General features: G+C 47.3%; 18 protein-coding genes. 14 read left to right on the top strand and 4 right to left on the bottom strand.

Annotated elements, in window-relative coordinates; translation table 11 throughout:
• Positions 1-142 precede the first annotated feature (142 nt).
• From AC5JL3_RS17620 to AC5JL3_RS17605, 4 genes are all read left to right on the top strand, one after another.
• Positions 143-1,294, top strand: coding sequence for an NAD-dependent epimerase/dehydratase family protein (locus AC5JL3_RS17620; RefSeq protein ID WP_496075721.1), 1,152 nt, complete (start codon positions 143-145; stop codon positions 1,292-1,294).
• A 63-nt stretch (positions 1,295-1,357) separates the two neighbouring features.
• The gene (locus AC5JL3_RS17615) at positions 1,358-1,654 is read left to right on the top strand and encodes a hypothetical protein (protein ID WP_496075720.1); all 297 of its coding nucleotides are present in this window, start codon (positions 1,358-1,360) and stop codon (positions 1,652-1,654) included.
• Positions 1,655-1,685: 31 nt separating this feature from the next.
• Positions 1,686-2,819 carry a glycosyltransferase gene (locus AC5JL3_RS17610; protein ID WP_496075719.1) on the top strand — a complete coding sequence of 378 codons (1,134 nt, stop codon included), beginning with the start codon at positions 1,686-1,688 and terminating at the stop codon, positions 2,817-2,819.
• Positions 2,820-3,269: 450 nt separating this feature from the next.
• Positions 3,270-6,077, top strand: coding sequence for a GAF domain-containing protein (locus AC5JL3_RS17605; protein ID WP_496075718.1), 2,808 nt, complete (start codon positions 3,270-3,272; stop codon positions 6,075-6,077).
• Positions 6,078-6,146: 69 nt separating this feature from the next.
• Here the strand turns inward: AC5JL3_RS17605 and AC5JL3_RS17600 are convergent, their stop codons facing one another.
• Positions 6,147-6,416: a DUF7219 family protein gene (locus AC5JL3_RS17600; RefSeq protein ID WP_496075717.1), complete on the bottom strand. Its 270-nt coding sequence runs from the start codon at positions 6,414-6,416 to the stop codon at positions 6,147-6,149.
• 574 nt (positions 6,417-6,990) lie between these two features.
• Here AC5JL3_RS17600 and purC point away from each other — a divergent pair.
• The 7 genes from purC to AC5JL3_RS17565 all read left to right on the top strand — a co-directional run bounded on the left by purC (position 6,991) and on the right by AC5JL3_RS17565 (position 15,628).
• Positions 6,991-7,731: a phosphoribosylaminoimidazolesuccinocarboxamide synthase gene (purC, locus tag AC5JL3_RS17595; RefSeq protein ID WP_192222829.1), complete on the top strand. Its 741-nt coding sequence runs from the start codon at positions 6,991-6,993 to the stop codon at positions 7,729-7,731.
• 130 nt (positions 7,732-7,861) lie between these two features.
• Positions 7,862-10,117, top strand: a complete 2,256-nt coding sequence (locus AC5JL3_RS17590) for a BamA/TamA family outer membrane protein (protein ID WP_496075741.1) — start codon at positions 7,862-7,864, stop codon at positions 10,115-10,117.
• A 126-nt stretch (positions 10,118-10,243) separates the two neighbouring features.
• Positions 10,244-11,161: a UDP-3-O-acyl-N-acetylglucosamine deacetylase gene (gene lpxC, locus AC5JL3_RS17585; RefSeq protein ID WP_496075716.1), complete on the top strand. Its 918-nt coding sequence runs from the start codon at positions 10,244-10,246 to the stop codon at positions 11,159-11,161.
• Between the two features lie 113 nt (positions 11,162-11,274).
• A complete protein-coding gene (gene fabZ / locus AC5JL3_RS17580; RefSeq protein ID WP_496075715.1) occupies positions 11,275-11,787 on the top strand; it encodes a 3-hydroxyacyl-ACP dehydratase FabZ in 513 nt (170 codons plus the stop codon).
• Positions 11,788-11,925: 138 nt separating this feature from the next.
• Positions 11,926-12,735, top strand: a complete 810-nt coding sequence (gene lpxA, locus AC5JL3_RS17575; RefSeq protein WP_496075714.1) for an acyl-ACP--UDP-N-acetylglucosamine O-acyltransferase — start codon at positions 11,926-11,928, stop codon at positions 12,733-12,735.
• A gap of 130 nt (positions 12,736-12,865) precedes the next feature.
• The gene (gene lpxB / locus AC5JL3_RS17570) at positions 12,866-14,221 is read left to right on the top strand and encodes a lipid-A-disaccharide synthase (RefSeq protein ID WP_496075713.1); all 1,356 of its coding nucleotides are present in this window, start codon (positions 12,866-12,868) and stop codon (positions 14,219-14,221) included.
• A gap of 123 nt (positions 14,222-14,344) precedes the next feature.
• Entirely contained in the window at positions 14,345-15,628 is a 1,284-nt protein-coding gene (locus AC5JL3_RS17565; protein ID WP_496075712.1) for a nickel-dependent lactate racemase family protein, read from the top strand.
• Positions 15,629-15,826: 198 nt separating this feature from the next.
• Here the strand turns inward: AC5JL3_RS17565 and AC5JL3_RS17560 are convergent, their stop codons facing one another.
• From AC5JL3_RS17560 to AC5JL3_RS17550, 3 genes are all read right to left on the bottom strand, one after another.
• Entirely contained in the window at positions 15,827-16,249 is a 423-nt protein-coding gene (locus AC5JL3_RS17560; protein WP_496075711.1) for a universal stress protein, read from the bottom strand.
• A 207-nt stretch (positions 16,250-16,456) separates the two neighbouring features.
• A complete protein-coding gene (locus AC5JL3_RS17555; RefSeq protein ID WP_496075710.1) occupies positions 16,457-16,969 on the bottom strand; it encodes a hypothetical protein in 513 nt (170 codons plus the stop codon).
• 205 nt (positions 16,970-17,174) lie between these two features.
• Entirely contained in the window at positions 17,175-17,405 is a 231-nt protein-coding gene (locus tag AC5JL3_RS17550; protein WP_496075709.1) for a DUF3134 domain-containing protein, read from the bottom strand.
• 326 nt (positions 17,406-17,731) lie between these two features.
• Between AC5JL3_RS17550 and AC5JL3_RS17545 the strand changes: the two genes are divergently transcribed.
• From AC5JL3_RS17545 to AC5JL3_RS17535, 3 genes are all read left to right on the top strand, one after another.
• The gene (locus AC5JL3_RS17545; RefSeq protein ID WP_192222840.1) at positions 17,732-18,316 is read left to right on the top strand and encodes a PAP/fibrillin family protein; all 585 of its coding nucleotides are present in this window, start codon (positions 17,732-17,734) and stop codon (positions 18,314-18,316) included.
• Between the two features lie 255 nt (positions 18,317-18,571).
• Positions 18,572-19,246 carry an RRXRR domain-containing protein gene (locus AC5JL3_RS17540; RefSeq protein WP_496075708.1) on the top strand — a complete coding sequence of 225 codons (675 nt, stop codon included), beginning with the start codon at positions 18,572-18,574 and terminating at the stop codon, positions 19,244-19,246.
• A 104-nt stretch (positions 19,247-19,350) separates the two neighbouring features.
• Complete coding sequence (locus tag AC5JL3_RS17535; RefSeq protein ID WP_496075707.1) at positions 19,351-20,157, top strand: PD-(D/E)XK nuclease family protein; 807 nt, start codon at positions 19,351-19,353, stop codon at positions 20,155-20,157.
• Positions 20,158-20,263 lie beyond the last annotated feature (106 nt).

The following is a 20,263-nucleotide window of genomic DNA, read 5'->3' as shown; positions in this document are numbered from 1 at the left end:
ATAGTTATTGTGGTTTACGCTATTTCGTAAAAGTAGCGTGGATTACATAGAACGTGTAATTCCCATTACATTACATGGTCTAGAGGGTACCCAAACCTGATAAATTGACCGAGTATCGGTAAGCAAGATTTATAGAGCAAGTATGAAAGTCCTGGTTATTGGTGGTGATGGTTATTGCGGTTGGGCAACCGCACTTTATCTTTCCAACAAAGGGTATGAAGTCGGCATCATTGATAGCCTGGTGCGCCGTCACTGGGATTTGGAACTCGGTGTTCAAACCCTCACACCGATTGCCCCAATTCAGCAACGCCTACAACGCTGGCGCGATCTAACGGGTAAATCTATTGACTTGCTAGTTGGTGATATTACCAACTACGAGTTTCTTAGTAAGGCGATGCGCCAATTTGAGCCAGAAGCGATCGTTCACTTTGGTGAACAGCGTTCGGCTCCTTTTTCGATGATTGACCGGGAACACGCCGTCCTGACACAAGTGAATAATGTTGTAGGGACGCTGAACTTACTGTATGTGATGCGCCAAGATTTCCCCGATTGCCATTTGGTGAAGTTGGGAACAATGGGTGAGTACGGTACGCCCAATATTGACATTGAAGAGGGCTATATCACCATTGAACACAATGGACGGAAGGATACTCTGCCCTATCCCAAGCAACCCGGTAGTTTCTACCACCTCAGTAAAGTTCACGACAGCCACAACATCCACTTTGCTTGCAAGATTTGGGGGTTACGCGCTACAGACCTAAATCAGGGGGTTGTGTATGGAGTTCTGACCGAAGAAACTGGCATGGATGAGCTGTTGATTAACCGCTTAGACTATGACGGAATTTTTGGGACAGCCCTCAATCGCTTCTGTATTCAGGCGGCAATTGGTCATCCGCTGACGGTTTATGGTAAGGGTGGTCAGACTCGCGGATTTTTGGATATTCGGGATACCGTGCGCTGTGTGGAATTAGCGATCGCAAATCCTGCCGATCCCGGACAATTCCGTGTCTTCAACCAATTCACCGAACTTTTCAGCATTGGTGACTTGGCAGTAATGGTGAAAAACGCAGCTACGACTATGGGACTCGATGTTGCCATCGATCACATTGATAACCCCAGAGTTGAGAAAGAAGAACACTACTTCTACGCGAAAAACACCAGTCTGTTGAGTCTTGGCTTGCAGCCTCATTACCTCTCAGATTCGCTGCTCGATTCCTTACTCAACTTTGCTAGTAAGTACCAGCACCGCACCGATAAAAATCAAATTCTCCCTAAAGTTTCCTGGCATCGGTAGGTTAGAGGCAAGAGGTAACAGCACCACTCTACTGATTACCTCTTGTCAAAGAGGACTTATCCCATGAACCTACGACAGATTATCCTCTTCCTTTTCGTTGTGCTGCCCGGTTTGGGAACGTCTGCCGTAAGTGCATATTACCTATTCCCTGAGTGGACAGCACTGGAGACGGCTTATCAACGCTACCGTCAAGTGATTGAATCGCCTTCCTCAACTCAAAAAGATGTGTTAATTGCCCAAACAGCACAGGATATTCACAGAATTAACTGCTTTGCCGAGGGAGTGGGATTACTTTTGGGTGAAGTCATCCTCTCGATTGGGATTCATGGCATGTGTACCTTACCTCAGAAAAAATCCTGAGCTGACTAAACTCAGCACGCACCACTAAACTATGCGAATTGCTCTATTTACCGAAACTTTTTTGCCCAAAGTTGATGGGATTGTTACACGCCTCCGTCACACCGTCGAACATTTGCAGCGTAATGGGGATCAAGTATTGGTTGTTTCGCCAGATGGCGGACTGACAGAATACAAGGGAGCGAAAATTTACGGAGTTTCCGGCTTTCCCTTACCTCTATATCCAGAACTCAAGCTAGCCCTACCACGCCCGTCCATTGGTGTTGCTTTAGAGCAGTTCCAGCCAGACTTGATTCATGTGGTCAATCCCGCCGTATTGGGGCTGGGCGGGTTGTATTATGCCAAAGTGATGCAACTTCCCTTAGTTGCGTCTTACCACACCCATCTTCCCCAATACCTCCATCACTACGGATTAGGAATGCTGGAGGGAGTCATGTGGGAGTTAATTAAAGCAAGTCACAATCAAGCGCAGCTAAACTTGTGTACCTCGACAGCAATGGTACAACAACTGAGAGAGCATGGCATTGAACGGTTGGACTTATGGCAGAGGGGAGTAGATATTGAGACATTCTATCCAGAACTCGCGTCTGTTGAAATGCGATCGCACCTTTCCCAAGGACATCCAGAAAGCCCACTCCTCCTCTATGTCGGGCGACTAGGAGCCGAAAAAGAGATCGATCGCATCAAATTGGTACTCGATGCGATCCCCGGCGCTCGCCTTGCCCTAGTTGGTGATGGGCCAAACCGCAGCGCTCTGGAAAAACACTTTGCTGGAACACCAACCCATTTCGTTGGCTACCTTACAGGCAAAGAACTCGGCTCAGCCTTTGCCTCTGCTGATGCCTTTATCTTCCCCTCTCGTACAGAAACGCTAGGATTAGTACTACTCGAAGCGATGGCAGCGGGTTGTCCTGTGGTTGCTGCCCGTTCTGGAGGTATTCCTGATATTGTGACCGATGGTGTCAATGGCTACCTATTTGACCCAGCCGATGAGGAAGGAGCAATTAAGGCAACTCAGCGCCTCCTAGACAACCACGAAGAACGAGAAACCCTACGTCAAAACGCGAGGATGGAAGCCGAACGCTGGGGCTGGGCAGCAGCAACACGTCAATTGCAAAATTACTACAGATCAGTCGTCCTATCTCAGTCAATGTCATCAGCAGCTTAAATTCTCAAAAAGCGGCACAAAAATAACCAGGAAGTGACAAGTCCTACCGGACTAGAGTGAATTCACCCTTGTTTTACTCAGAATGAGTGGATACATTCATAGGTAGGACTATTTTTAGTATCTGAACCAATTTTGATTGCTTTATCGTTTTCTAGTTTTTTATCAGTGAGCTTTTTTTAAGCATCGCATCACCTTTCACCCGTTGGTGTGCTATCTATAGTCTTTCACTACTTGGCATTGGTTCACCAGAAGGGACGAAAGCGCTAATTGGCACCAGTTGCTAATCACCAACTCTGTTTTTAGACAAGGTACGCATCGAAATAAGCTGAGGAGTTCTCACTCCAAGGTTTCGGGAACTTTCTCAACATAATAGTTAGCTACTTTCCAAGGGCACGCTTTCACAAGCTTCTACAGGCCGGATCACACGATAGCTGTTGAACAGTCATCACTATGACACTTTCCAACACAGGTAGCGTTCTGGCTACACTCACTCAATTAACCCAGCTTAACCGGACAAGTGCCTTGACTCACCGAGTCAAAGACCTATCCGTTCCCGAATTTATCTGCTTGTTGGATTTCATCACCGCTGAATTTCAGCAATTTCTGCGGGCGATCGATATGATCAACAACGAAGCTCTAGAAACCATGCTAGAGCAGGTGATGGATGCCTTCACCCTGAAAATTGGTCAAATCTTGCAAGCCGATCGCACAACCATTTTCCTGGTAGATGCCGACAAAGGGCAACTCTGGGCAAAAATCCCTCAAACGGAAACCAGCAAATCGATTGAACTCCGAATTCCCTTAAATGTTGGTCTTGCTGGTCATGTAGCCACAACGGGAGAGTATCTCAATATCCCAGATGCCTACAACCACCCCCTGTTTAACAAAGACGTAGACGAACGCCCTGGTTATCATACGCGATCGCTCCTCTGTATGCCGATTTTGAGCAGTAGTAACCAGGTCGTTGCTGTCGTACAGTTGTTGAATAAAGGCAATGGGGTGCCGTTTGATAGCGAAGATGAACAGCGATTCCGTGACTTTGCTGCCTCGATCGGCATTATCTTAGAAACCTGCCAATCCTTCTACATGGCAGCTCGAAACCAACGAGGCGCGGCAGCACTGCTTAAGGCGACAGCCTCTCTAGGCCAAAGCTTGGATTTAGAAGCAACCCTGCGTCTAGTGATGGATCAGGCTCGTGATTTGATGCAAGCCGATCGCAGTACCTTGTTTATGCTCAGTAAAGAGACAGGCGAACTCTGGAGCAAGGTAGCAACAGCAGACGGGCAGACTCTGATGGAAATTCGGATTCCATCCAATCGAGGAATAGCAGGTTATGTTGCCTCAACAGGTCAGCCACTGAATATTCCCGATGCCTACAAAGACCCGCGCTTCGATCCCAGCACCGATAAGCGCACGGGTTATGTAACCCGCAATATTCTTTGTATGCCTGTGTTCAACACCAGCAAGGATTTAATTGGTGTGACACAGCTAATCAACAAGCACCAAGGCAGCTTCACCACGTCCGATGAAGAGTTTATGCGGGCGTTCAACATACAGGCAGGGATTGCTCTGGAAAACGCTAGGCTCTTTGAAAATGTCCTAATTGAAAAGCAATATCAGAAGGACATCCTACAAAGCCTCTCAGATGCCGTAATTTCAACTGATATGCAGGGTCGAATTGTCACAATCAATGACGCTGCACTGTCACTGCTCGGTTGTCCGCTTCAGCAAAATGATAGTAAAAATCGCCAGTTGTGGGATTACAAACTTACAGGTCGCTACGTTTGGGAAGTAGTGCCAGTCGAAAATCTCCAAGGGCGTTTACAGAATAGCCTCGCAACAGGTGCTAAGCATTACGTCCCAGAGCAAAACCTTACCGTTGGGTTATTTAAACGTCCCAATAAATTAGGAAACCGGGAACGTTCTGAGGAGAAAAAAGAGAATCCAGACCAATTCCCAAGCAATAACGATGCTCATTTACCAAGTCTCAATGGAGCATCTAGGCTAGCTACCGCAAACACCTCTAGAACGGCTGACAATTCTAATATTGTTAATGGGAACGGTACGCTGACACTAACACCATCTACCCCATTCTTACCTGAAGAAAGCCCAATCTCCAAGCCAAGCCAATCCCCTAACTCCAACTCAACCGATGAGAATTGTTTCTATATTCTGGCAATCCCTAAGAGTGATAACCCAGAGGTTTATATTCCCTGGAACGAAAGCCCTTGGGATTCCCAATCCTCAACCTATATAAGCCATGAGGAAGTTCAGGGTATCGAACGCAGTATTAACCTCACTGTTAATCCTCTAACCAACCCGGAGGGGACTGTGCGAGGTGGTTTAGTGGTCTTGGAAGATATTAGCCGTGAAAAACGGATGAAGACCACCATGTATCGCTACATGACCCCAGGTGTTGCTGAGCAGGTTATGGCGTTGGGTGAAGATGCCTTAATGGTGGGTGAGCGTAAGGATGTAACGATTCTATTTTCTGATATCCGGGGTTATACGACACTGACAGAGAACCTGGGAGCCTCAGAGGTGGTGTCGCTACTGAACAAATACTTTGAAACGATGGTGGAGGCAGTCTTCAACCACGAAGGCACTCTTGATAAGTTTATTGGGGATGCCTTGATGGCGGTGTTTGGTGCGCCACTGCCACTAACAGAAAATCATGCCTTGATGGCTGTTAAATCAGCACTGGATATGCGCTGGCGCTTAGCCGCGTTTAACCAACCGCGTATCCTGACGAATCAACCCTTAATCCGGATTGGCATTGGGATTAGTTCGGGGGAGGTGGTTTCCGGTAATATCGGTTCGCAAAAGCGAATGGACTATACCGTAATTGGAGATGGGGTTAACCTGAGTTCCCGCCTAGAGAGCGTTACTAAAGAGTACGGCTGCGACATTATCTTGAGCGAGTATACTTATAACCTTTGTCGCGATCGCATTTGGGTACGCGAGTTAGATCGCATTCAGGTCAAAGGCAAAAACCAAGCTGTCAATATTTACGAGTTGATTGGTGAATCTGACATCCCGCTCAACGATTCAACAAAACAGTTTTTGGACTTCTACCATGCGGGGCGTCAGGCTTACATCAACAGAGATTTCTCTGAGGCATTGACTTATTTTGAGCAAGCTTATCAGCTTAGACCAAGCGATCGCGCTGTGATTGCTCACTTAGAACGCTCCAAAAACTTTCTAGACAACCCACCTCCAGATTACTGGGATGGAGTTCACACAATGACAATAAAGTAAGAACTTGTTGTTCACTGTTGAGTGTTGAGCGTGCACAATCAACAGTGAACAGTTAATGCTCAACACATCTCATCCCTTTCCTTCTTCCCCATCTTCTTCCGTTTGGAAAGGGTTTTCACCAATTGCAAGTTCCTTTTTGGAACGTTTTAGTTGTTTCCAAAGAGCTTTAATTTGCTTGTAGGACTCTTCTGGGGAAAGCTTACCAGCGGTTTCTAGATTACAAATGTAGCTAATCCGTTGTGCAAACTCTTGTAGATTAGCGTTAAATACTAGATTCTCTGGCTTGACCTGACCATGATAGCGACTGCGAGGGTAGAGAAAATTAGATTGATCGACCATAGCTATCTCCTTTTAAAATTTGCATCCTGACTAAAAAACAGACTAACTACTGACTATCTTGAATATCAGCAACTTTAGGTTCTTATCAAAGCGAAAGAGTCTCACTATTATCAGATATTCTGAGTAGAGGAAGATGAGGTAAAAGTGTACTGCCTTGCTAGTTATATCTTTCCCTTAAAAAGCGACTCAATCAACAGTACTTTTACGGATATTTATTTGGGAAATAGCTCAAGAGCGAAAGAACTAATTCCCAAATATCTTTCTATTTAATAAAAAACTGTATTCAAAGATCCTACTGACCTCAGGAGGAAGTAGAATTAATCGTTCCTCGGCTCTTTTGCCTTTCCCGTTACCCGGCTGTCATCATTTTGGTACAACAGAATGCCCCTTAGTATCATTGCTACATAGGCTCTAGCTTATCTAAAGATTCTCAATGTGGTAAGAGAACTTGTGGCAACTGCTTTTATTGTAAGTATGTCAACCCAGTAGATTTCATTATCTATCGATTGAACGCTGTATCCTGTACAGCGAGGTTTCTCATCAAATTACTCTACAGAACTAAAGAGTATTGTTTATGTCTGTTCATCAAAAACTCTACGAAGGCAAAGCGAAGATTCTCTACACGACCGATGACCCGGAGGTGCTGTTGACCCACTTTAAAGACGATGCAACTGCCTTCAATGCTCAAAAGCGAGGTCAGATTGTTGGCAAAGGCGAGATGAACTGCGCGATCGCAACTCAATTGTTCAAATTACTAGAAGCCGCAGGCATTCCCACCCACTTCATCGACCGACCCGCACCAAACGAAATGCTCGTCAAGAGTGTGAGAATCTTGCTTGTAGAAGTCGTCGTCAGGAACATTGCCGCCGGGAGTCTGTGTCAACAAACAGGATTACCAGTAGGTAAGGTACTTCCAACACCACTGGTAGAATTCTATTTCAAGAACGACGCTTTAGGAGACCCCTTGTTAACACGCGATCGCTTATTACTCCTAGAACTGGCAACGCCTGAACAGCTTGACCAACTAACAGAGCAAGCCTTGCAGATTAACAAGATTCTCACGGCTTTCTTCGATCAATGCGGCATTACCTTGGTGGACTTCAAGCTGGAGTTTGGAGTAACCTCCACTCAACAATTGCTACTCGCTGACGAAATCAGCCCTGATACTTGCCGCTTGTGGAACCAAGCCGAGACAGACCCAGACCGACGAGTAATGGACAAAGACCGTTTTCGCCGGGATTTGGGAAATGTGGAATCTGCCTATCAGCAAGTGCTAGAGCGAGTTTTAGCAACGAATACAGCAACTAATGGTTGATGATTAACGATTAGTGTTGGGCAAATCGCTAAAACGAGCAACAGACAATGGACAATGGACAACGAATCAAAAGCTGATTGCTAACTTGCAACAAATGTGGTGTGTGGAAGTGCCAAAGAATCTCAAAGAAATGCGCCTATCTCCCTTATTAGCGGCAATGATCGCCGCAACTGCCAGTATTAGTCTCGCTAAGCCAACTAGCGGGCAAACAAGTCAATCCGTGTCAGATGCCCCTGAAAGCAACCCCACTCAGGTTACACCTCCTACTCCTAATTCAATAACCGTCAATACGATTCCCCTACCCCCGTCACCGAGCCGTGAGGCACAACTTCACTTAATTGTGCCAGCGAAACGCTCACAGGCGGCATCCGTACTAGACCTTCTTGCCCAGATACAAACGCAGCCGGAGCCTGTAGTTCCCACAACTGGCGACCAATCAACGCCACAACAAGAAACACCAAACACTATAGAATTTGACATTCCTTCAGGAACGCCCACCAACCAAGAAAACGCTACACCCGACCAACCGTCTCAACCCACTCAACCCAGTACCCCAGAAACTCCCTCAACACAGACAGCACCCGCAGCAGAGGAAGCACGGGTACTTGTTGCAGAAGTTGTCGTGACTGGTGCAGAAGGCGCACTAGAAAATGAAGTATTTCGAGTGATTACGACACGACCTGGACAAGCGACAACTCGTACTCAGTTGCAAGCGGATGTAAACGCTGTTTTCGCAACGGGCTTATTTTCCAGTGTTGACGTAATACCCGAAGATACTCCCTTGGGTGTGCGCGTTACCTTCGCTGTGCAGGCTAACCCCGTATTGCGTGAGGTTGTGGTGAATACAGAGCCAGCGGGAGTGGGCACTCGCGTTCTGCCTCAGGAAGTCGTCAATGAAATCTTCAGCGAACAATATGGTCAAATCCTGAACCTGCGTGACCTTCAAAACGGCATCCAGCAATTGAACGAGTGGTACAAAGAAAACGGCTATGACCTAGCTCAGGTGATTGATGCTCAGCAAGTGACTGAGGATGGCAGAGTCGTCTTGGTGGTAGCAGAAGGAGTCATTGAAGATATTCGCGTCCGTTTTCTCAATGACGAGGGAGAGGCAACAGATGAAGAAGGTCAACCCGTTAACGGTCGTACCCGTGACTTTATCATCACGCGAGAAGTTCAGTTAAACCCTGGTGATGTCTTCAATCGGCAGACCGCCGAACGGGATTTGCGGCGAGTCTTTGGTCTGGGAATTTTTGAGGATGTAAGGCTTTCCTTTGCTCCTGGTACTGACCCACGCCAGGTTGTTGTCGTTGTAGACGTGATTGAGAGAAATACTGGCTCTGTCGCTGCTGGAGCGGGTATCAGTTCCGCGAGTGGACTATTTGGCACCATCAGCTATCAAGAGCAAAACCTGGGAGGTAATAACCAAAACCTAGGGGCAGAATTACAGGTCGGTCAGCGGGAGTTGTTGTTTGATGTACGCTTTACTGACCCTTGGATTGCTGGCGACCCCTACCGAACGTCCTACACCGTCAATGCCTTCCGACGGCGGTCAATCTCGCTCATCTTTGATGGTGGTGAAGAGGAAGTGGAACTCCCCAATGGCGATCGCCCTCGTGTTACCAGAACAGGTGGTGGTGTCACCTTTACTCGTCCTCTCTCTAGAGATGTCTTTACCCCATCCGAATGGACAGCATCGCTAGGCTTACAGTATCAACGTGTTTCGATTCGGGATAGTGATGGTGAACTCAGCCCAGAAGATGAACTAGGCAACCTGTTGAGCTTCAGTGAGGATGGCAGTGACGACCTATTTACTGTTCAGTTGGGTGCTGTACGCGATCAGCGTAACAATGGTCTACGCCCCACTAGCGGTTCCCTACTACGGTTAGGTGTTGAACAATCCATCCCTATTGGTGGTGGCAGCATCCTCCTGACACGCTTACGAGGAAGCTACAGCTACTACATTCCGGTGCAGTTCACCAACTTTACCGAAGGACCTCAAGCGCTTGCCTTTAATCTTCAAGCTGGAACAGTTCTCGGTGATTTACCACCCTACGAAGCCTTCTCTCTGGGTGGCTCTAGCTCAGTGCGGGGTTACGAGGAAGGAGATGTTGGAGCTGGGCGTAGCTTTATCCAGGCAACCGCCGAATATCGCTTCCCAATTATCTCAGCAATCGGTGGCGCTCTATTTGTTGACTTTGCCAGCGACTTTGGTACAGGCGACAACGTTCCCGGTGACCCAGCAGGTGTAAGAGGTAAGCCAGGTACTGGCTTTGGCTTTGGTCTCGGTGTCCGAGTGCAATCGCCCCTCGGTCCAATTCGGGTGGATTATGGTCTTAATGATGAGGGTGATAGCCGTATCCACTTTGGGATTGGGGAACGCTTTTAGGAAGTTGGGGGTCAGGATTGGGGCTGAGGAGATTCCTTTGTCCTGATGTCTTATGCCCATGATTTGGGGACTGGGGAGGAGCGAGATTCCCTTGTCCTTTGTCCCATACCAAGTAACCAATGATTAATGACTAACCACCAAAGCCAGCGTTTACCCAGCGTAGGACAGCAAAACCTTTATGAATCAGCGATTTCCACCCGTCACACTCTAGGAACTGCGTTTGAACGTTCAGGCAGAGGACTGCACAGTGGTAGCTTTACCAACGTGCGGGTGCTACCTGCCAAAGCGGGGGAAGGTCGCTATTTTGTGCGGGTTGATCTACCTGGAACACCAATCATTCCTGCACGGGTGGAGGCTGTTCACGAGACCACACTGTCCACAGAACTCCGGACACCAATAGCCACCCCAACGTCTGAAGATGCCCGTGTACGGACAGTAGAACATCTATTAGCTGCCCTCGCAGGTAGTGGCGTTGATGATGCCCGGATTGAGATTGATGGCTCAGAAGTTCCTCTCCTAGATGGTTCAGCGCGAAATTGGGTTGAGGCAATTCTCGAAGTGGGTGTTGCTCGCTCAAAGCCAAGCGACGCTTCTGGATTTCTCCTACAAGAACCGCTCTGGGTGCATCAAGGGGATGCTTTTGTGGCGGCATTCCCAGCACCAACAACCCGATTTACCTACGGAATTGACTTTGATTTATCCGCAATTGGTAAGCAATGGCATAGCTGGATACCTGGGGAGGAGAGTTTTGCAGAAGCGATCGCACCGGCTAGGACATTTGGCTTAGCTCACCAAATTGATCAACTCAGACAAGCAGGTTTAATTAAAGGCGGAAGCTTAGAAAATGCGTTGGTTTGCGGGGACTCTGGATGGCTTAATCCACCTTTGAGATTTTCAAATGAGCCAGTGCGTCATAAACTTTTAGATTTAGTAGGGGATTTAAGTTTACTCGGAACTTTTCCTGTGGCTCACTTCCTTGCCTACAAAGCCAGCCACACTCTGCACATCCAACTTGCCAAAAAGCTGGCTCAACAAATTGGTTAGGTTTTGGAGTCACTTGTTGGTTGTCAGTTGTTAGTCGCAACGGACAATGAACAATAGACTAAAAAGCCCAAAACCTTGTGCAGTGTTCCCCAGCCTCCAACCTAAGCACGCTCATGTCTATACTGACCGACATTAACAGCCACGATGAATCTACAGAAACTGTCCAGAATCATCACCAAGCACCATCGACTAAACCGATTCTTACCCTTGAAGACATTCAAAAAATCCTACCCCATCGCTATCCTTTCGCTCTAGTTGACCGAATTATCGAATATGTTCCAGGGCAACGAGCTGTCGGAATCAAAAACGTCACCTTCAATGAACCGCATTTTCAAGGGCATTTTCCCGGACGACCGATGATGCCTGGAGTGCTGATTGTCGAGGCGATGGCTCAGGTTGGCGGAATCGTCCTACGGCAGTTACCTGAAGTAGAGGGAGGATTATTTGTCTTTGCTGGAATTGACAAAGTTCGCTTCCGTCGTCCCGTAGTTCCCGGAGACCAACTGGTGATGACAGCGGAACTGATAGCCCTCAAGCGGCGTCGTTTTGGGAAGATGCAGGCTCGTGCAATCGTTGATGGACAGAGAGTTGCAGAAGGTGAACTCATGTTTTCTCTTGTAGACTAAAAAGCGCATTGAGTCATGCAGTGTTGAGTGCTGAGCCTAAATTACTCAGGGCGGGCACAGGGGCTACTCGCCCCTACAAAATTGTCTCTCGGTCACAGGGGCAGGAACCCCTACAAAATTCCAAACTCACGCACTCCTATGGCAACACTGATTCATCCTACTGCTGTTATTCACCCTGGTGCTGAACTTCACCCAACAGTTCAGATTGGGGCATATGCAGTAATTGGGGAGAATGTCAAGGTTGGACCCCAAACAACGATTGGCGCTCATGTGGTGATCGAGGGACCAACAGAAATTGGAGCCAGGAATCAAATTTTTCCTGGCGCAGCGATTGGCTTAGAACCTCAAGACCTCAAGTACAACGGGGAAATGAGTTGGGTCAAAATTGGTGATGATAACCGGATTCGCGAGTACGTCACCATTAACCGGGCGACAGGTGCAGGTGAGGCAACACTGATTGGCAATAACAATCTGCTGATGGCTTACGTCCACGTTGCCCATAATTGCGTGATTGAAGACTCGGTAGTGATTTCCAACGCGGTTTCAATGGCAGGTCATGTTCAGATTGAGTCCAAGGCAGTGCTTGGTGGGATGGTGGGGATTCATCAATTTGTCCACATTGGGCGTCTCTCGATGATTGGAGGATGTAGTCGCATTATCCAGGATGTACCCCCCTATATGCTAGTTGAAGGAAATCCTGCCCATGTGCGATCGCTCAATCAGGTTGGTCTTAAACGGGCAGGAATTACCACAGCCGAGATGGGACAGTTCAAAAAAGCCTTCCGAACGATCTATCGTTCTAAACACACGATGAATGAAGCCCTAGAACATCTAGACTTACTACCAGATAACGAACACTTGCAGCACTTACGCCGCTTCTTACAACTGTCTCAAATGGAAGGACGCCGGGGTTCAATTTTCGCTCGTCGTGTAAAGCGCGAGGAATGAGTTGGTTGTTAGTTGTTTGTTGTTAGTTGTTAGTTGGCAACATAAACTTGTCGGTAAAGAGGCTCCAGGAACTGCCGTACACCCAATCTCAAGAAGAAAGTCTCTTTCCCCCAGTCCTCAGTATTAACCAATGACTCTTAAAACAATCTTTATCAGCACCGGAGAGGTTTCTGGTGATTTGCAAGGGGCGCTGCTAATTGATGCCCTCAAACGTCAGGCAGAGGCATTAGGGGTGGAATTAAAGATTGTCGCGCTAGGCGGTTCTCGGATGGCTGAGGCTGGGGCAACGTTATTGGGTGATACGACAAGCATTGGTTCTGTAGGGCTGCTGGAATCGTTGCCTTTTGTATTGCCCACTCTCCAAATCCAACGTCGCGCTAAACAGTACCTCCGTCAACACCCACCGGATTTGGTACTTCTGATTGACTACATGGGACCGAATCTGAGCATCGGCAGTTTTATTCGGCGTCAGCTACCACAGGTGCCAGCGGTTTATTACATTGCCCCACAGGATTGGGTTTGGTCGGCATCATCCATTGTTCCCCGCAACACGATGACGCTTGTGGAGATGACAGACCAGATATTGGCAATTTTCCCAGAAGAAGCCCGCTACTTTGAGAAAAAGGGCGCATCTGTCAGTTGGATTGGTCATCCTTTGGTAGACAGAATGCAATCAAGCCCAACGCGGGAGGAAGCGCGTGCGGCATTGGGGATTGCACCAGAACAAATAGCGATCGCACTTGTACCAGCTTCTAGGCGGCAAGAACTCAAGTACATGATGCCGATAGTCTTTGAAGCGGCGCAGCAACTTCAGGCAAAGTTAGAGGGGAATTGGGAATTGGGAATTGGGAATTGGGAATTGGAGAATTCTGCGGCAAGCACCAATTACCAAGCGCCACTATTTTGGATTCCTCTTTCTCTGGAAGCTTACCGACCTGCAATTGAAGCAGCAATTCAGCATTATGGTCTAAATGCTACTCTCGTCGCTGGGAAAACTCAGGAAGTGCTTGCTGCTGCTGATTTAGCAATAACTAAATCTGGCACGGTGAATTTGGAATTGGCACTGTTGAATGTGCCACAGGTGGTTTTGTACCGAGTCAGTCGTCTAACTTACTCAATTGGTCGCCTCTTGAAGTTTTCTATTCCCTTTATGTCGCCACCAAACTTAGTGGTGATGCGCCCGATTGTCCCAGAGTTGCTACAGGAGCAAGCAACGCCAGAAAATCTTGTTAAAGAAGCTTTAGAACTCCTCTTAAATTCTGAAAAGCGCCAGCAAACCTTGCTAGGCTATCAGGAAATGCGCCAATTATTAGGAGAAGTGGGAGTGTGCGATCGCGCTGCTCGTGAAATCCTCCAACTAGCCGACAGTAAGAAGCAAAAACAAAAACTCTCATCTCCATCATTCGGCTATAGCGTTTCTCAGTTGCGTGAAGTAGATCAGAATAACCTAACCCCCAACCCCTTCCCTACAAGGGAAGGGGAGTAAGAATCAAAGCCTCACTCAAGAGTAGGAGAAAGGTCAGAGTGTACCGCATCCAACCGAGAACGGCTATAAATGGTAATTTAACAGCTAACTGCTGAAGCACTTGGTGTCTCTATCTACAAGCTTATGTACCGCGTTCCTTACGGCAAGACTTTTCTTGAATTCGACCTTCCGCAAGGGATGCGCGGCACAGTAGTGGTGTCTAAATCAGTAGAACCTTTGGCTGACGTAAATGGAGCCATTAAAGAGGCACTAGTCCATCCGATTAGTTCACCACCTGTCCGCGAACTTGCTCATCCGGGCGATCACGTTTGTATTGTATTTACTGACATCACCCGTGCTAGTCCTGACTGGCTTCTAGTGCCGCCAATCTTGCAAGAGTTGGAGCAAGCTGGTGTGCGTGACGAGGAGATTACGCTGCTGTGTGGTATCGGTTTGCATCGTCCTAGTACGCGGGAAGAAAAGGTGGCTAAGCTAGGACGGAGCATTGTAGAGCGGTATCGCGTAATAGACAACGAGCCGCAAAACCCTAGCGCATTAGTGGATTTGGGCGTTGTCCATGATATTCCGCTTTCGGTACACAAAGTGGCATACGAAGCTGATCTGCTGATTGCTACCGGGATTGTCGAACCACACCAGTATGCTGGGTATTCCGGTGGTTGCAAGACTGTAGCCGTTGGTGCTGCTGGAGAACCGCTGATTGCTTATAGTCATGGTTCACGCTTCATAGATGACCCTAACACCCGATTGGGCAAAATTGAAGGCAATCCCTTTCAGGAAGCGATCGCAGAAGCGGGGTTACGAGCGGGATTAGGGTTCATCATCAACGTTGTTCTGGATGATGAAAAGCGGGTAGTGTATGTGATGGCAGGTGAGCCGATTGAAACTCACAGGCAACTGGTGGAACGGGCGCGATCGCTCTATCAGGTTCCGATTCCGCACCAGTATGATGTCGTCATCGGTGGCGCAGGCTTCCCCAAAGATGCCAACCTCTACCAAGCTAGCCGTGCAGCGAGTTATCTCTTTTTTGCTCCCACTCCGGTTGTGCGACGAGGAGGCTATCTGATTATTCCTGCTCGTTGTGAGGAAGGGGCAGGTGAAGGGGTGGGTGAACAGCGCTTTCTATCCGCGATGCGTGATGCACCGGATGTACACTTCATCCTCGACGATGCGCGAAAGAATGGTTATCCACCAGGGCAACAACGCGCCTTTGTGATGGCGAAGGTGTTGGAGCAGAACAAGGTCATTATTGTAGGTAGTGAATACCCGGAGCTTGTTGCGGAATGCAAGATGCTGCCAGTGGCGACAATGGATGAGGCTTTGGCGATCGCACAAGCTGACTTAGGGATGGAATTGGACGTACTCGTGGTGCCTCATGCTCTCCTTACCTTACCGATTGTTCAAGCTTGAATTGTCAATTTATCATCCACCTTAATTGCTCTATCACCTGGGTTAATTAAGTAGACATTCCATGATTTAGCAACGCCAGACTTTTAGATACTAGATGCGATCGCGTTCTTGATTGGGAGTAGTAGAGTGCGATCGCAAAGTTGATTGATCGCAAAAATTTTCGGTCTACTGATAATCTCTTACTCGCAACTTGGCTTATTACTCAGACTTGACTACCAGCACAGAGCAGGGTGCCTCAGCAACTACCTGACTACTCACAGAACCTTCCAAGATGCGCTTAAGACCTGTGAGACCACGAGTGCCAATTACAATTAAGTCAGCATGGTGAATATGAGCAAGACGGATAATTTCGTTAGCGGGGTCACCGATGACAATCTCTAGTTCACTTTTGCAGGGTAAGTCAGCTTGGTAGGTTTGAAGCTGCTTTTCAATGTGCCGATAAAGCACTTCCTCTGAAGCCTGAGGTCGGTCAACTGCCACTTCCACATCAGGTTCCGGCGCGGGAATGACATGGGCAAGGATTATTTTGGTAGCTGGCTTGATTTGAAGTTGATCGAGGATTAGAATTACCCGTTGTGACAGATCTGAACTGTCAAGGGCTACAAGAATTGTCTCTAGCACCAAAATGCCTCCTGTTAGCTAACAGCTTGAGCGCTCAGCGTTCAGCTATTGGGATTTTCACCCTTGAAGAGACTTTTGTCTACTGGAACAGGGAGTGTTTTCAGCGTGAAAATAATAAATTCCCCCAATTTCTCTTAGCTAAGAGAGTGGGGGAACGTTATTGCGCTAACAAGCTAACAAATTTAGCTGTCAAATTGAAGCATCAGATTAGCGCCTGATGGAGTTTGAGTTTCTGCGCTCAGCTGCAGTAACGATGCGCTGTAATTGCTCTAAGTCTCTTTCCATGGCTTCCCACTCATCTTGGGCATCGTCTAAGTCGTAGCGCTGTATGAAATTGTCTATGCTCCGCGCACTGTCGAGTACTTCCCGGACTTCAGTCTGAACAGACTGCTCACTTCTATAGCGATTCCTCAGATCACTCGTATTTCTTTCAAACTCTCGAAAGAATTCATTGATCTCGTCTTCCCGATCAGTGCCATTGAGACGACTATTCTTATCAAGTGCCTTATCAACACTCCTGCGAAGCCTATCTGTGCCGTCTTCAATGCTACCTAAAAGATCTTCAACTCGCTCACGAAATTCCTCCCGTTGATCATTGCGACGCTCATTGCGATCGCGATTTTGATACCCACCTTGAGCATTTGCTACTGTGATTAGACTGCTGCTGGCAACTGTGACTAAGAGTGTAGCTAAGGTTATCCGTCTGATCAGGTTCATCATGGGTCTGTCCTCTATATTGTCAAAACGCACCCTTAATTTTTCCAAGATGTGAATGCAAAAGCATCGTACATATGAGGTATGACCTACGCCAAAAAAAATTGTTCCGTCGTTTTTCACTAACAACTAGTAGAGACGCGATCGCATCGCGTCTCTACAGAGAACTAGAACTTTAGGCAAGCAAAATATGCTTCCAGCAGCTAGCTAACTAGTCATCATCCAGATCATCATCCAGATCGTCGTCGTCATAAGCGCTATCATCAACACCCATCAGTTCAGAAATCTCCTGTTCATCTTCACGGAAAGGGTCATCTTGGACTTCACGCGCTAAGAGGCGATTGTTAGCTTCTAACCAATCTAAAAGTGAAGTTTCTTGCCTCACTGGAATAACATCAGCGAGTTGCTCACGAGGTTCTTCACGCAAAGAAGGATTGTACATAGGGAAATTCAGCTAGTAATTTAACGCAGATTGTAAGGTCAGTACTCTAGATTAACGCAGCAAAAAAGACTGAGTAAATGTGAGCTATCCGAGTTGGGTAGGAGAGGAAAACCGTCCCTAGCTATCGAGTAAGCAGGGCTAACTGCCTAACTGGCTTGCACTCACAGATTTTCTGTCAAGAAACTTAACCATTTCTAGGCTAACATCTGGGGCAAATTGAGGGATGTAGGATACTCCAATGAGGCACTGAAGTTTTTCATGAGTATTTTGTCAGTAGCGTGGTAAAAGTCAGGTCTTCATTGGCGCATTGTAATAGAGGTGGGTGGATGATTAGCAAAGCGGAATTATTAGAAGCGATCGCAGGTAAGAATCGAGGACTATTAGCAACTGACACCGATAAAACAGCCATTCTCGCAGCGGTTTCCCGGCTGGAAGACTACAACCCGACTCCTCGACCCATTGAAGCTACCGACCTCCTCGAAGGCAACTGGCGTTTGCTCTACACTACCAGTAACAGTCTATTAAACCTGGGTCGAGTTCCACTCTTACAACTCGGTCAAATCTACCAATGCGTTCGCACCGCGACTGCCAAAATTTACAATATTGCGGAAGTTTCCAATCTGCCTTACCTTGAAGGTTTAGTCAGCGTCAGCGCACGGTTCACACCAGTCAACGAGCGCCGGGTTGATGTGAAATTTGAGCGGTCAATCTCTGGTTTACAACGCTTAATCGGCTATCAGTCGCCCAGTAATTTTATCCAGCAAATCGAAGCAGGAAAGAAGTTTCCAGCACTTGACTTTGGCATCGAAAGCCGTGAGCAACAGGGCTGGCTAGATATTACTTATCTCGATAATGATTTAAGAATTGGGCGTGGCAATGAAGGAAGTGTGTTTGTACTGACAAAACGCTAGGATGCGAGAGTCAGGAACCCCACGGCTATAAGCCGGGGGCTTGAATGAAGCCCACACCTGACCAGAAGACCCGTTGAAAACTGGTAGCCGTTATTAGCAAGAGTTTAAGTTCTCACCTTGGGATGCGTGCCAGTTCCAAGCTCTGAAACCTCAGCATTAAACAGGTCTACAAGGGTTAAGCCAGTGTGTTGAGGATACGCCACCTAATAACAACTTCGAGGCAAACGTTACGAGTTTTTCAGGACAGACGCAACAATGTCTAATCTTGTTTTCGTTCTAGACACTAATATAAAACCACTCAATCTCTGTACACCGGGGGTTGCTAGGGGTTTACTCAAAGCCGCAAAAGCTAAGGTTTTCAGGAGGTTTCCGTTTACGATTATTCTGAACAAAAGTCCTGATGTCTTAAAACGGATTTTGGCACAAGCCAAACGACCCTTGAAAGACGCAGCCGCCGTCAACTCTACCCGATGGGCTTTGTTGAATCGGCTCAAGGAAATCGGGTTACCTGTCTCAACAGGTAGTGGTGGGAAAACTAAGTACAATCGCATTCGTTTGAAGTTACATAAGCGGCACTATATCGATGCGGCTTGTGTTGGGGATGTTGAGCAATTAGAAATTGCAACGAATCAACCATTGCTCATCAAAGCTACAGGGCATGGAACTCGTCAAATGTGTCGCACAGATAAATTTGGGTTTCCGAGTCGGTACGTCCCCAGAAATAAGTTTGTCAAATGCTTTCAGACTGGTGACATTGTTAAGGCTGTCGTCACCTCTGGAAAAAAGGTTGGAACTTATGTGGGTCGTGTAGCCGTGCGAACAACTGGCAGCTTCAACATTTCGGCAGCTAATGGATTGATTCAAGGCATTAGCCACAAATATTGCAGCCTAGTACATCGGAAAGATGGATACCAATACAGCTTCTTCTAACAAGGAAGCCCTGTTGGGCTGCTGTTTGTGTAAGGGGAAAAACTCCTCCTCATACATAAATGACAGGGGTATCCGTTTTTCCCCTTACCAACCCCTATTTTTCGATGAACGCTGAAACTGCACTCTTACCCCTGACTCGCTTATCTCAAGGGCAGCTAAATCTCCTAGAAACCTGCCCTCGTAAATTTCAACATATTTATATTGATCAGCTAGGAGTACCTATCTCTCCAGAGCAACAAGAGCGTGTAACCTGGGGAAGTCGCTTTCACTTGCTGATGCAACAACGAGAAATAGGGCTGCCAGTAGACTCCTTAGTCGAAGAAGATGCTCAACTGCAACATTATGTTACGGCTTTGGTGAATGCGGCTCCAGAAATTTTGACACCTGCTCCTCAAACCTTTCGTGAATCGGAACACTGCCGTACACTAAACTTTCAAAGTTTCCTGCTAACTGTTATCTACGATTTGTTGATTGAGGACGAAAACAGTGCCCAAATTTTGGACTGGAAAACATACCCTCAACCAAAAGACCGTCAGTGGTTAGCCAAAGACTGGCAGACACGGCTCTATCTCTACGTTATGGCAGAAACCAGTGATTATGCCCCTGAACAACTTTCGATGAGTTACTGGTTTGTGAAGTCAAATCCACAGCCACAAAGCCTTAAGTTTACCTACAATGTCCTACAACACGAAAAAACTAGACAGGATTTAACGACGCTACTCGCTCAATTAACAGGTTGGCTGCAACGCTATCAATGCGATCGCATCCCTTTTCCTCAAGTCGCAGAATCTAGGAATCGGTGTCACGATTGCAGCTTTGGGGTACGTTGTCAACGAACATCAGAGAGTTTGCCAAGCCGTAGTAAAAATTTACTCCCAAATTTGGCTGATATCCAAGAAGTGTCACTTTAATTCAGAAGGTAGGGAAGGTACAGAGGCAGCAAGATGAGAACACCTAAAACCTTTACGAGTCGTGATGCGTAAAGCCCCCGCGCTCTACTCCGGGGGATATAAGCGA

Source organism: Symplocastrum torsivum (assembly GCF_059505465.1).
This window is presented reverse-complemented; position numbering and strand designations above follow the sequence as displayed.